General features: G+C 61.8%; 10 protein-coding genes. 4 read left to right on the top strand and 6 right to left on the bottom strand.

The features are described from left to right. Positions 1-10: 10 nt before the first annotated feature. Positions 11-1,933 (bottom strand): PrkA family serine protein kinase, encoded by a 1,923-nt coding sequence (locus ACL9RI_RS02405; protein ID WP_183675627.1) that lies wholly within the window; start codon positions 1,931-1,933, stop codon positions 11-13. 506 nt (positions 1,934-2,439) lie between these two features. Here ACL9RI_RS02405 and ACL9RI_RS02410 point away from each other — a divergent pair. Together ACL9RI_RS02410 and ACL9RI_RS02415 are read left to right on the top strand one after the other, a co-directional pair. Beyond that, positions 2,440-3,471, top strand: coding sequence for an adenosine deaminase (locus ACL9RI_RS02410; protein WP_422724990.1), 1,032 nt, complete (start codon positions 2,440-2,442; stop codon positions 3,469-3,471). Positions 3,472-3,486: 15 nt separating this feature from the next. Next, a complete protein-coding gene (locus ACL9RI_RS02415) occupies positions 3,487-6,018 on the top strand; it encodes an ABC transporter permease (protein ID WP_422724991.1) in 2,532 nt (843 codons plus the stop codon). Between the two features lies 1 nt (position 6,019). Here the strand turns inward: ACL9RI_RS02415 and ACL9RI_RS02420 are convergent, their stop codons facing one another. Both ACL9RI_RS02420 and ACL9RI_RS02425 read right to left on the bottom strand, forming a co-directional pair. Beyond that, positions 6,020-7,033 carry a response regulator gene (locus ACL9RI_RS02420; RefSeq protein ID WP_422724992.1) on the bottom strand — a complete coding sequence of 338 codons (1,014 nt, stop codon included), beginning with the start codon at positions 7,031-7,033 and terminating at the stop codon, positions 6,020-6,022. 3 nt (positions 7,034-7,036) lie between these two features. After that, positions 7,037-8,335, bottom strand: coding sequence for a sensor histidine kinase (locus tag ACL9RI_RS02425; protein WP_422724993.1), 1,299 nt, complete (start codon positions 8,333-8,335; stop codon positions 7,037-7,039). A 166-nt stretch (positions 8,336-8,501) separates the two neighbouring features. Between ACL9RI_RS02425 and cqsA the strand changes: the two genes are divergently transcribed. Further along, a complete protein-coding gene (gene cqsA / locus ACL9RI_RS02430) occupies positions 8,502-9,737 on the top strand; it encodes an alpha-hydroxyketone-type quorum-sensing autoinducer synthase (protein WP_422724994.1) in 1,236 nt (411 codons plus the stop codon). Between the two features lie 4 nt (positions 9,738-9,741). Here cqsA and ACL9RI_RS02435 read toward each other — a convergent pair whose 3' ends face one another. From ACL9RI_RS02435 to ACL9RI_RS02445, 3 genes are read right to left on the bottom strand one after another with little or no spacing between them, the layout of a single operon-like run. Then, on the bottom strand, positions 9,742-10,194 hold the full coding sequence (locus tag ACL9RI_RS02435) for a MarR family winged helix-turn-helix transcriptional regulator (RefSeq protein ID WP_422724995.1): 453 nt from the start codon (positions 10,192-10,194) through the stop codon (positions 9,742-9,744). Positions 10,195-10,248: 54 nt separating this feature from the next. Then, positions 10,249-10,596 (bottom strand): GIY-YIG nuclease family protein, encoded by a 348-nt coding sequence (locus tag ACL9RI_RS02440; RefSeq protein ID WP_422724996.1) that lies wholly within the window; start codon positions 10,594-10,596, stop codon positions 10,249-10,251. A gap of 12 nt (positions 10,597-10,608) precedes the next feature. Then, entirely contained in the window at positions 10,609-11,880 is a 1,272-nt protein-coding gene (locus ACL9RI_RS02445) for an MFS transporter (RefSeq protein ID WP_422724997.1), read from the bottom strand. 106 nt (positions 11,881-11,986) lie between these two features. Here ACL9RI_RS02445 and ACL9RI_RS02450 point away from each other — a divergent pair, with 106 nt between their 5' ends. After that, positions 11,987-12,385, top strand: coding sequence for a group II truncated hemoglobin (locus ACL9RI_RS02450; protein WP_300759507.1), 399 nt, complete (start codon positions 11,987-11,989; stop codon positions 12,383-12,385). The last annotated feature ends 5 nt before the right edge of the window (positions 12,386-12,390 follow it).

The following is a 12,390-nucleotide window of genomic DNA, read 5'->3' on the forward strand; positions in this document are numbered from 1 at the left end:
GCTGCCTGGCTTATGACGACTTGCGTACCCGCAAATACCATTCGCATAACAGGCGTACCTGCTTGGCCGTATAGCCTTTTTCCACCATGCGGGCCACGAAGTCGGCGTGCTTGTTGGCATCGTCGGCGCTGGCCTTGGCATTGAAGGAAATCACGGGCAGCAATTCCTCCGTATTCGAGAACATCTTTTTCTCGATCACGGTGCGGAACTTTTCATAACTGGTCCAGGCCGGATTCTTGCCGCCGTTGGACGCCCGCGCACGCAAACCGAAGTTGACGATTTCATTGCGGAAGTCTTTCGGATTCGAAATGCCGGCCGGCTTCTCGATCTTTTCCAGCTCGTTGTTCAGCGATTCGCGGTCGAAGCTTTCGCCCGTGTCCGGATCGCGGTATTCCTGGTCCTGGATCCAGAAGTCGGCAAACGTCACATAGCGGTCGAAAATGTTTTGCCCGTATTCGGAATAGCTTTCCAGGTAAGCCGTCTGGATTTCCTTGCCGATGAATTCCACGTAGCGCTGCGCCAGGTGCTCTTTAATATACGAGAAGTAGCGTTGCTCCAGTTCCGGCGGGAATTGTTCGCGCTCGACCTGCTGCTCCAGTACATATAAGAGGTGCACCGGATTGGCGGCCACTTCCGTGTTGTCGAAGTTGAAGACCTTGGACAGGATCTTGAAGGCAAAGCGGGTCGACAAGCCATTCATGCCTTCATCCACGCCCGCGTAATCCACGTATTCATGCATGGACTTGGCTTTCGGGTCCGTGTCCTTCAGGTTTTCACCATCGTAGACCAGCATCTTGGAAAAGATGCTGGAGTTCTCCGGGTCTTTCAGGCGCGACAGGATGGCGAACTGGGCCATCATGCGCAGGGTGCCGGGCGCGCACGGTGCCTTGAACAGCGAGGAATTGGCCACCAGCTTGTCGTAGATCTTGATTTCATCGGACACGCGCAGGCAGTACGGCACCTTGACTATATATATGCGGTCGAGGAAAGCTTCATTGTTGCGGTTGTTTTTAAAGGTTTTCCATTCCGACTCATTCGAGTGGGCCAGGATGATGCCGTCGAACGGGATTGCGCCGAAACCTTCGGTGCCCTTGTAGTTGCCTTCCTGGGTGGCCGTCAGCAGCGGATGCAAGACCTTGATCGGCGCCTTGAACATTTCCACGAATTCCATCAAGCCCTGGTTGGCCAGGCACAGGCCGCCCGAATAGCTGTAGGCGTCCGGATCGTCCTGGGCATAATCTTCCAGCTTGCGGATATCGACCTTGCCGACCAGCGAGGAAATATCCTGGTTGTTTTCATCGCCCGGCTCGGTTTTCGAAATGGCGATCTGTTTCAGCACGGACGGGTAGCGCTTGACCACGCGGAACTGGTTGATGTCGCCATTGAATTCATGCAGGCGTTTCACGGCCCACGGGCTGGGGATATTGCGCAGGTAGCGGCGCGGGATGCCATAGTCTTCTTCCAGGATGGTGCCGTCTTCTTCCTCGTTGAACAGGCCCAGCGGCGACTCATTGACGGGCGAGCCTTTCAGGCAATAGAAGGGCACGTGCTCCATCAGCGACTTGAGCTTTTCCGCAATCGACGATTTGCCGCCGCCCACCGGCCCCAGCAGATACAGGATTTGCTTGCGCTCTTCCAGTCCCTGCGCGGCATGGCGGAAATACGAGACCACCTGTTCGATCACTTCCTCGGTGCCGTAAAACTCGCGGAAGGCGGGGTAGATCTTGATCACCTTGTTGGCGAAGATGCGCGACAGGCGCGTATCGTTGCGCGTGTCGACCAGCTGGGGTTCACCGATGGCGGCCAGCATGCGTTCGGGGGCGCTGGCATAGGTCAGCTTGTCCTTCTTGCATAAGGCCAGATATTCGGTGAGCGACATTTCCTCTTCCCGGGTGCGCTCGTAACGTGCTGCGTAGTTGTCAAAAATGGTCATGTCACTGTCCTTTAATGAATATGTCAACCTGCCAGTCACCATGTCAGCCCGCCTGGCAATCGCCTGGCCTCGCCGCCTGTGTTTGTTTACCCCTGTAATTGATTTTTATTGTTTTTCCAAGCCCGGCTGTCTTTGCAAGCCCGGATTGCCCGGACCAAAAAACTGGCGCTTGATACCGATGCTGACGTGGCCAGCCGGTTCTTTTTGTCATGTGTCAAGAGCGCTTGTTGCACCTGCCTTTACCCCATGAAATTAATTATTGCTCTAAAGGATCAGGAAGTCAAAAGATATGTCGTAATATCCTTAATACTTGTGTGTAAATTCTTGATTTAATTGGATAAATCTAAAAATTTTCCAGCATTTTTAATGAACTTTTTACTGTTTCTGTAATCATCATACGACAATTCACTCGTGTGTGCCGACGCGGCCCCCGGCGATGGAGGAACGCATCTTGCGCTACACTGCCACCATCTCTTTTCTTCGCACCATATTAAGGAATACCCCCCATGATGAATCCGCAATTGCGCGCGATCGTACGCGGCATGCCGAAAGCCGAACTGCATATCCATATCGAAGGTTCGCTGGAGCCCGAATTGATTTTCGCACTGGCCGAACGCAATGGCGTACCGCTCGGTTATGAATCGGTTGAACATTTGCGCAGCGCCTATGCCTTTACGGATTTGCAGTCCTTTCTCGACATTTATTATGCAGGCGCAAGCGTGCTCTTGAAGGAGCAGGATTTCTATGACATGACGCATGCCTACCTGCTGCGCGCGGTAGCGGACAATGTCTTGCATACGGAAATTTTCTTCGACCCGCAAACCCATACGGCGCGCGGCGTGCCGATCGCCGACGTGATCAACGGCATCCACCGCGCCTGCCAGGACAGCCCCGTCAGCGCGACCCTGATCCTGTGTTTCCTGCGCCACCTGAGCGAGGAAGAAGCGTTCGAGACCCTGCAGGACGCGCTGCCGCACCGCGACAAGTTCATCGGCGTGGGCCTCGATTCGTCGGAAGTGGGCAATCCGCCCGAAAAATTCTCGCGCGTGTTTGCCCGTTGCCGCGAACTGGGCTTGCACCTGGTGGCGCACGCGGGCGAAGAAGGCCCGCCCGCGTACATCCGCACGGCGCTCGACGATTTACAGGTAGAACGCATCGACCATGGCGTGCGCTGCCTGGAAGACGCCGAACTGACGGCCCGCCTGGCCCGCGAACAGATCGCGCTGACGGTGTGTCCGCTGTCTAACACCAAGCTGCGCGTGTTCGACCAGATGCATGACCACAACCTGGCCGAGTTGCTGGAAGCGGGCTTGCTGGCCACCGTCAATTCGGATGACCCGGCCTACTTCGGCGGCTATATGAACGACAATTTCGAGGCCGTGTTCGACGCCTTGCCGCTGGGCCTGGCGCATGCCCAGCGTTTGGCGCGCAATGGTTTCATGGCCGCCTTCTTGCCGCAGGCACAGAAAGACGCCTTCCTGGCCACCGTCGATGCGTATTTCGCCCGGCATGCCGCCGCCAGCGGCTCCTCCCACTAATTAAAGACTCTGCCCATGTTCCGTCTCTCCCTCAACATGACGGCGCGCGACTGGCGCGCCGGCCAGCTGCGCTTTTTGCTCGTTGCGCTGATCGTGGCCGTGGCGGCCCTGTCGGCCGTCGGCTTCTTTGTCGACCGCCTGCGTGCGGGCCTGAACCGCGACGCGCACCAGTTGCTGGGAGCAGACCTGGTCATCAGCGCCGACCAGCCGGTGAACGCCGCCTGGCGCGCCGAAGCGCAACAGCGCGGTTTTACGCTGGCCGATACGGTGACCTTCCCCAGCATGGCGCAGGCAGGCGAGGGCGAGCAGTCGCAGTCGCAACTGGCGTCGATCAAGGCGGTCTCGCCCGGCTACCCCTTGCGCGGCCAGCTGAAAATCACTACCGATATGGCGCAGGCGGCAGACGCCGTGGGCCAAGCAGCTAACCGTGCGCCAGCGCCGGGTACGGTATGGGTCGACGCCGGCATCCTGTCGAGCCTGAACGCCAGGCTGGGCGACACCCTGAAACTGGGCGACAAGGAGTTTACCGTCACGCAACTGATCGCGGCCGAACCGGACCGTGGCGCCTCGTTCCTGAACTTTGCGCCACGCGTGATGTTGCCGCTAAGCGACCTGGCCGCCACCGCGCTGGTGCAGGACGGTTCGCGCGTGTCATACCGGCTGCTGCTGTCGGCGCCGCAAAGCAAGGCGGCCGAGATTGCGGCGTATCAAAGCTGGCTGGAAACACAAATCAAGCAGCAAGCCATCAAGGGCGTGCGGATCGAGTCGCTGGAGTCCGGTAGTCCGCAGATGCAATCGACGCTGGACCGGGCCGACCGCTTCCTGTCCTTGGTCGGCTTGCTGTCGGCCATGCTGGCGGCGGTGGCCGTCGCCATGGCGGCGCGCCGCTTCATGCTGCGCCACCTGGACGCCTGCGCCATGCTGCGCTGCCTGGGCCTGACGCAAAACCAGGTCACGGCCATGTATGTGATCGAATTTGTGCTGGTGGGACTGGCGGGCAGCCTGGTGGGAGTAGCAGTCGGTTACGCCGGCCATATGGTGTTGCTGGAATTGCTGGGCAAGCTGGTGCAGAACGACTTGCCGCCCGTCTCCATCTGGCCCGCCGTGCAGGGCGTGGCGACCGGCATGCTGTTGCTCTTGGGTTTTGCCTTGCCGCCGATTTTGCAGTTGCGCAATGTACCGCATAACCGCGTGATCCGCCGCGAACAGGAAGCGCCGCAGCCGCTGGCGCTGGCCACCTATGGCCTGGGCATTGCCGCCTTTGTGGTGCTGCTGCTGTGGCAGGCGGGCGACGTGAAACTGGCCTTGCTGACGGCAGCCGGTTTCCTCGGCGGTTTTGGCCTGTTCGGCCTGGCGGGTTGGCTGGGCATCAAGTCCTTGCGCAGCCTGCGCGGCGCATTCAACCATCAAGGCTGGCGCTTTGCCGTCACGTCCTTGCAGCGCCGTCCGGGCGCCACCGTGATCCAGGTGGTGTCGCTGGCGCTGGGGCTGATGGCCTTGCTGCTGCTGACTGTCGTGCGCGGCGACTTGATGGCGTCCTGGCGCAACGCCACGCCGCCCGATGCACCAAACCGTTTCATCATCAATATTTTGCCGGAACAGAAAGACCAGATCGCGGCGCGCCTGGCCCAGGCGGGCGTGGTCAACGCGCCCTTGTATCCGATGATACGGGGCCGGCTGGTGGCCGTGAACGACAAGACGATTACCGAAGACACGTATCAGGATGACCGCGCCAAGGGCCTGGCCGACCGCGAGTTCAATCTGTCGACGATGGCGACCATGCAGGCTGAAAACAAGATCGTCGCCGGCGAGTGGTTCGGCAGCCAGCCGGGTGCAGCGGCGGAAGCGTCGGTGGAAGAAGGTATCGCCAAGACCCTGAAATTGAAACTGGGCGACAAGCTGCGCTTCGATATCGCGGGCCAGCCGGTCGAGGCGACCATTACCAGTTTGCGCAAGCTCGAATGGGGGTCGATGCGCGTCAATTTCTTTGTCATCATCAACCCGGCCGCGATGGCCGATACGCCGCAAACCTGGATCACGGCTTTCCACTTGCCGCTCGAACATGCCAACCTGGGCAATGCCCTGGCGCGCGACTTCCCCAACCTGACGGTGGTCGACGTGGGCGGCATACTGAAACAGATCCAGGCCGTGCTGGACCAGGTGGTCACCGCCGTCGAATTCCTGTTTGCCTTTACCTTGGCGTCGGGCTTGCTGGTGCTGTACGCGGCGCTGATGGGTTCGCAAGACGAGCGCACGCGCGAAGCGGGCCTGCTGCGGGCCCTGGGCGCCACGCGGCGCCAGCTGGCGCAGGCGCAATTGATCGAATTTTCGCTGGTGGGCGCGCTGGCCGGCTTACTGGCCGCCACCGGCGCGGCGGCCATGGGCTGGGCGCTGGCCACCTACCAGTTCAAGTTTGCCTGGAGTTTTGCGCCAGGCGTATGGGTCTTCGGTTTGCTGGCCGGCGCCCTGTGCGCGATTGCCGGCGGCTGGCTGGGCTTGCGCAATGTGCTGAAGCACCCGCCGCTGCAAACCTTGCGCGAATCGTAGGCTAGGCGGCCACGCTGCTGTTTTGCGCCTGCAGGAATTGGGCGTAGGACAGCACCGGCTGCCCCAGCTGCATCAGTTGATGGGCGGGTACGTCGAACAGGGCCCAGTAATACGTTTCGCGGCCCAGGCAGATGGTGGGCGCGGCGCAGTAGCGGAACCAGTTTTCGCCTATCCGGCTGGAATACATGCCATCGCTGCCTGCGTCCGAAAAATACGGTATCACGCGCATTTCCAGCAGCGCCGACAGCAGGGAGGCGGGCGCGTCGCTGTCGCGCGCCATTTCGTACTGCGTGTGCAGCCCCCGTTGCGTGGTGATGAGCATCAGCCTGGCCTGGCCCTCGCGCGTAAAAAACAGGATGCCGCAGGGAGTCGGGAAAATATAGAATTCGACAAAGCCATGTTGCCGGCACAAGTCCTGCACCACGCCCGCCAGGGCTTCATCCTGCAGGAAATTGTAATCGTGCAGCAACAATAAATCGCGCACGGTGTCCGATTGCTGCAGGAAAAACTCTGATTGCAAGGCAACAATTTCCTGTTCCAGGATATCGAGCGCGTCGTCATCGCTCTTCTTGATGTAGCGGTCGATCAAGCCCCGGTTGAACGCTGTCACGGCCACTTTTTCATCGGCCGCGCCCGTAAATAAAATCTTCTTGCACGGCAAGTCGCGGACGGCCTGGCAAAATTCGATGCCGTTCATTTGCGGCATCGAATAATCGACCACCAGCACGGACGGCACGGTAAAGCGCTGCGCCTGGCCGCTGATGCGCCAGATGCGTTCGATGTCGAGCGCCACATTGCACTGGTCGGGCGGCAGGTTTTGCGTGTCGAAATTGACTTGCAGCGGCAACTCGCCCTGCTGCGTGCTGTGCCGCAACCAGTGCAGCGCTGCTGTCGTATCGTGAAAGGTCTTGCGCGCCAGCGACGGGGCTAGCTGGAAGGCCAGGCTTTTCAGGAAGGAATCGCTGTCGTCGATCAGCACGGTCAGGGTCGGATGGGTGTAGACGGGCAGTTGCATAGGTCACCTTGGGCGGTGGGAGGGGGAGAAACGATAGTGCTGGGGAAATTCCAGCCGGAAGATGGCGTACGCGCCTTCACGCGCGATGCAGTCGATGCGCGCATGCCAGGCGTGCATGATTTGCCGGCACAGCGCCAGGCCGATGCCGCTGCCGTTGTGCGCCGGATACGAATAAAAGCGGTCGAAGATCAGCGGCAGGCGGTTGCGCGCGATGCCGCAGCCCGTGTCGATGAACAGCAGGCGCGGCACGGCGCGCGCACCATCGATGACGATGCGCACACGGCCCTTGCCGGCGCGCTGTATGCTTTTCAGCGCATTGCGCAGCAGGTTCAGCAGGATCACCACGCACAGTTCCGACTGGCCGGCAAACCGGAAATCGGCCCGCAGCTCGACCTTGACGATGTCGCGCTGCGCGCTGCTGGTGAACGGGTAGCGGCGCAGCACGGCCGTCACGCTGTCGTGCATGGAAACCGACTCGCTCGCTTCGAGCTTGCGGCTGACGGCGCTGGCGCTGAGCAGGAACAGATCGACCATATGGTGCATATGGCGCACTTCGAACTGGATGCGGGCCAGCGCTTCCAGGCTCGCGGCATCCGACTCCATCGTTGCACGCTGCTGCAGCCATCGCTGCAGGCCCCGTACATTGGCTTCGACGCTGACCAGCGGCGTGCGCAATTCATGCGCCACGCTGCCCAGGCCAGCGGCCAGGCCCGCCAGCTTTTCCTGCGCCCCCACATGGCGGCCCACCTTGACCACGCACAGCACGGCGATCGTGAACCAGTGCACTGGCAGTTGCTGCAGCACCGCGCGTTGCAGCAGGAAGGCAGGATCGCCCAGCACGGCAAAAGCCAGGCAGGCCAGCACGGTGCCGCCCAGGTAAGCGAGCAAGGCGATGCGGGTATCGAAGTGGAACAGCACGATCAGCGCCACCAGCAGGGAATGCACCCACAGCGTCGAGGCGTGGTTCATCAGGAACATGAAGGTGAAAAAGAAGGGCAGCTCGAAGCTCAAGCCGAGGAACAGATACATGCTGAAGCAGCGGTTGCTGAAGCGGGCCGGCCACAGCGCAGGCAGGAACAGCAGCCCGGCCAGCGCGCGCAGGGCCAGTGATTCGTATTCCTGCGGAAAAAAAGTGTGCCACAGCATGTAATACAAGGGCATGCCGACGGCGCCGATGACGGCCAGCGCGCGCACCTGTTTACGCCGTAGTGGCAGGTGTTCGAGGGCGTCGTGGAAATGCAGGAAAGGCTGGAGCAGCTTGCCTGGCCATTGTTTTCCAGCAGGGGACTGCGCTTGCGTCATGGTGGGGGACGGTACTCATTGATGTGTATCAGTACAACATGATCGGCGCATTTCCTTTTGAAAACAGCGCTATTGCTCTGTTCGTTGAGCTGTATCAATCACTGGCCATGCGGCTCGCGCATGTTGGACGCGGTAATTCCCCCCGCAACCACTTCAGGAGTCCCTCATGTTGACCGCTATTTCCTCCCCGGCTATCCGTGCCGAACTGCAATTGCCTGCCTTTGTCCGCCAGCGCATGGACGAGCACTATGTCGAGCGCATCGCCAAGCTGCTGGGCGGCGAGCACTTGCACCAGTGGCAAACCGTGCCGACTGGCGCGGTGATGCTCGCTGGCAATGATTATCTGAACATCGCTGCCGAACCCGCCTTGCTGGCGGCGCAGGCGCAAGTCTTGCAGGGCGGCGGCGCGATGCTGATGTCGTCCGTCTTCCTGCAGGAGGGCAGCCGCCAGCACCGGCTCGAGCACAAGCTGGCGACCTTCCTCGGCAGCGAAGCATGCGTGCTGGCGCAATCGGGCTGGGCCGCCAACGTGGGCTTGCTGCAAAGCCTGGCCGGTCCCGGCATTCCCGTCTACCTCGACATGCAGGCCCATGCGTCGCTGTGGGAAGGGGTGCAGTCGGCGCAAGCCGTGGCGCATGCGTTTTTGCATAATGATGGCGCCCATCTGCAGCGCCAGGTGGACAAGCATGGTCCCAGCATCATCGTCGTCGATGCCTTGTACAGTACGAATGGCAGCGTCGCGCCCTTGCTGGAGATGGTGGAAATTGCCGAGCGCAGCGGCAGCATGCTGATCGTCGACGAATCGCACTCGCTGGGCACGCACGGTCCGCAGGGCGCGGGCCTGGTGGTGGAACTGGGACTGGCCGAACGCGTGCATTTCCGTACGGCCTCATTAGCCAAGGCGTTTGCGGGCCGGGCCGGGCTGATCACCTGTTCGGCCCAATTCAAGGGCTATTTTTTGTCGGCCTCGCGGCCCGCCATCTTCAGTTCTTGCCTGCTGGAACATGAACTGGCCTGGTTCGACGCGGCGCTCGATTGCATCCGCGCCGCCGATAGCCGCCGCGCTGCCTTGCGCCGCCACAGCGTGCTGCTGCGCCAGGGCCTGGCCGAGCTCGGCTACAACGTCAGCGATGGCAGCGAGCAAATTATCGCGCTGGAAGCGGGCAGCGAGCCCGATACTTTAAAGTTGCGCAAGGCGCTGGAACGCCACGGCATCTATGGCGCCGTGTTTTGCGCACCGGCCACGCCGAAAAATCGTTCGCTGGTGCGCCTGACCTTGAATGCCGGCTTGCGTGACGATGAATGCCAGCGCCTGCTGGCCGCCTGCGCCGCCATCCGCGATGACGTGGGCATGGCCAATTGGCCTTCCACGCGGCGCTTGCGCAAGCTGGCGCTGGTCTGAGTGACTACAGGGGCCGGCTTGCCAGCTGGCCCAGCAGGTTGGACAGGGCGTCGAGCTGGTCTGCTGGCGCATCGCTGAGCAATTCGCGGCAGACGGCTTGCGCCGTGACATGGGCGTTGGCCAGCAGCGCCTGGCCGGCTGCCGTGATGACGGCATAACCGACCCGGGCGTCGCGCGCATCGGCCTGGCGCGCGACCAGGCCGATTTTTTCCAGCGGCAGCAGTGAGCGGGTGATGCCGGACGCCGTCAGCGCCAGGCGCTCGGCCAGGTCCACGCGGCGCAGGCGGGCGCCGGGCGCGCGCTGCAAGTGGTACAGCAATTGATAATCGCTGAAGCTCAGGCCATGCAGATTGCCCAGGCTGGCGTCGAGCCGGCGCACCAGCACGGCCTGGGCGCGCGCCAGGCGCAGGCAAAAATCGAGGGCGCCATCCTGGCTGCCGGTAGAGAGATCGTTCATGTTTTCCTGGTGATGTCGTTGCACACTGCTTGAGTGCGCAAGTGTAAGGTAACTTCAATAAAATAGCTGCCCCTGTTCCTGCATTTGGCTGCGATGCAGTTCCAGCAGGCTGGCCAGTTCCGCATCCGCATCGAAGGCGGGATCGTCCGTCACCTCGACGGTGTCGATGACATCAAACTGAAACGCTGTCTCGCCATCGCGCCGCCAGTCCGCCAGCAGCACGCGATTGCGGTGGCTGCCCAGCTTGAGTTCGAAGCGGTGCCGGTTCAGCGCGCCGGGCGCATTGCGGCTCGCTGCCAGCAAGGTGCGGCCGCTGGGCAAATGCTGCAGGGTGAGGATGCCCAATGCTGGCGCTTGTTGCCGGTAAGCCGCTTTCAGGGCGGCTTGCTGTGTTTTATCCATGGTTAATCCCTTTCATCTTGACTCAGGCCCGGCGATGCCGGGAATTGTTGTGAACAGCGCCGCCGCGACGGCAGCGGCCAGCAGCATCGCGCCGCCGATACCAAACAGTTCGCCCACGCTGACATGGCGCATCAGCCAGCCGGTGGCGGCCGCCGACAGGGGCGCCAGGCCCAGGAAGATGGCCATGAACAGCGCCATCGCCCGGCCCAGCATGGCCGCTGGCACGCGCCGCTGTATCCAGGTAAAGATCGCCACCTGCAGATAGCCGGCCAGCGCGCCGGCCAGCAGCAGCAATACCGCCCCCTGCCAGCTGGCCGAGATTTGTCCCAGCGCCATCAGCAGCAGCCCCACCATGGCGTCGGCCAGCAGCAGGACGGCGCCGAAATGGTGTCTCAGCCATGGACCGGCGATGCCGGACGCCAGCATGCCAAGTAAAGTGCCGGCGCCGTGCGCACCCAGCAGCAGTCCCAGCGCTGCCGCGCCTTGCAGCCGCTGCTGGGCCAGCATGGGCAAGGCCACCTGCAACGGTCCCAAAACGAAGAACGCCACCACCGCCCAATACCCATAACAGCTGCGCAGGGAGACATCGCGCCAGACCAGGGCCAGGCCTGCCTTGGTTTCCATCCACATGCCACGCGCCGCCGCTGGCGCAGTGGACGTCAGCAGCCTGACCTTGCTCAAAGTCCAGGCCGACAGCAGAAACGTCAGCGCATCGATGGCGAAGGCCAGCGCCAGTGCGCTGCTGCTGGTGTGTCCGTGCGAGTCCTTGCTTGACAGCACCAGCGCCGCCAGCAGCGGGCCGGCCAGCAAGGTCAGCTGGCGCACGCCCATCTGCAGGCTGTTGGCCTGTTGCAGGAAGCGGGGCGGCACCGCTTGCGGCAGGATCGCCGTGCCTGCCGGAATGCTGAAGGCCGACGCCAGGCCCAGCGCCAGCGCGGCGGCATAGACCAGCGGCAGGCTGGCCTGGCCCAGCAACAGCAGCGTGGCCAGCGCCAGCAGGATGGCCGCGTTGGCAAATTTGCTGATCATCATCACGCGGACCGGTGCGTAGCGGTCGGCCATGGTGCCGCCCAAAATGATGAGCACGGCGCGCGGGCCGCCCATCAGGGCTACGCTGATGCCGAGGCTGAGGCTATCGTCCGTCAGGCCCAGCACCAGCCAGGGCAGGGCCAGCATGCTGAACTGGTCGCCCAGCATGGACACCAGGCCGCCGCACAGCAGCCAGCGGAAGTTGGTATTGCGCATTAATGTATCGCCAGTGACTGGCGTCGCGGTGGTCGTCATGCTGAACCTTTCTGTAAAGTGATTGCATAGTAGTTGATAAATGCTTGAGTAGTCAATTATATTGCCACACGTGGCAGCACGTCCCGCTTGCGCTATCATGACGGCCATGACTGATACCACTTCCCCCACCACCTTGTATGAAACCATCGGCGGCGCGCCCGTGCTGCGCCAGATGGTCGACCGTTTTTATGACTTGATGGAACTGGAGCCGGAATTTGCCGGCATCCGCGCCATGCATCCGCCCGAGACGGAAGGCTCGCGCGACAAGCTGTACTTCTTCCTGACGGGATGGATGGGCGGCCCGGACCTGTATATCGAAAAATTCGGCCACCCGCGCCTGCGCGCGCGCCATTTGCCGTATCCGATCGGCACCAGCGAGCGCGACCAGTGGCTGCGCGCCATGGCCTGGGCCATGGAAGACACGGGCATCGAAGAATCCCTGCGCGTGCGCCTGATGGAATCGTTTTATCAGACGGCCGACTGGATGCGCAACAAGCCCGACTAACCGCA

Origin of the sequence: Janthinobacterium sp. Mn2066 (assembly GCF_049319705.1) — a bacterium.
Lineage (GTDB): Bacteria > Pseudomonadota > Gammaproteobacteria > Burkholderiales > Burkholderiaceae_D > Janthinobacterium.

What these genes read in the sequence shown, in the direction of transcription:
- cqsA (WP_422724994.1), top strand. Translation starts at nt 8,502, where the DNA reads ATGTTGACCGCTATTTCCTCCCCGGCTATCCGTGCCGAACTGCAATTG.
- ACL9RI_RS02405 (WP_183675627.1), bottom strand. Translation starts at nt 1,933, where the DNA reads ATGACCATTTTTGACAACTACGCAGCACGTTACGAGCGCACCCGGGAA.
- ACL9RI_RS02450 (WP_300759507.1), top strand. Translation starts at nt 11,987, where the DNA reads ATGACTGATACCACTTCCCCCACCACCTTGTATGAAACCATCGGCGGC.
- ACL9RI_RS02440 (WP_422724996.1), bottom strand. Translation starts at nt 10,596, where the DNA reads ATGGATAAAACACAGCAAGCCGCCCTGAAAGCGGCTTACCGGCAACAA.
- ACL9RI_RS02415 (WP_422724991.1), top strand. Translation starts at nt 3,487, where the DNA reads ATGTTCCGTCTCTCCCTCAACATGACGGCGCGCGACTGGCGCGCCGGC.
- ACL9RI_RS02420 (WP_422724992.1), bottom strand. Translation starts at nt 7,033, where the DNA reads ATGCAACTGCCCGTCTACACCCATCCGACCCTGACCGTGCTGATCGAC.
- ACL9RI_RS02435 (WP_422724995.1), bottom strand. Translation starts at nt 10,194, where the DNA reads ATGAACGATCTCTCTACCGGCAGCCAGGATGGCGCCCTCGATTTTTGC.
- ACL9RI_RS02445 (WP_422724997.1), bottom strand. Translation starts at nt 11,880, where the DNA reads ATGACGACCACCGCGACGCCAGTCACTGGCGATACATTAATGCGCAAT.
- ACL9RI_RS02425 (WP_422724993.1), bottom strand. Translation starts at nt 8,335, where the DNA reads ATGACGCAAGCGCAGTCCCCTGCTGGAAAACAATGGCCAGGCAAGCTG.
- ACL9RI_RS02410 (WP_422724990.1), top strand. Translation starts at nt 2,440, where the DNA reads ATGATGAATCCGCAATTGCGCGCGATCGTACGCGGCATGCCGAAAGCC.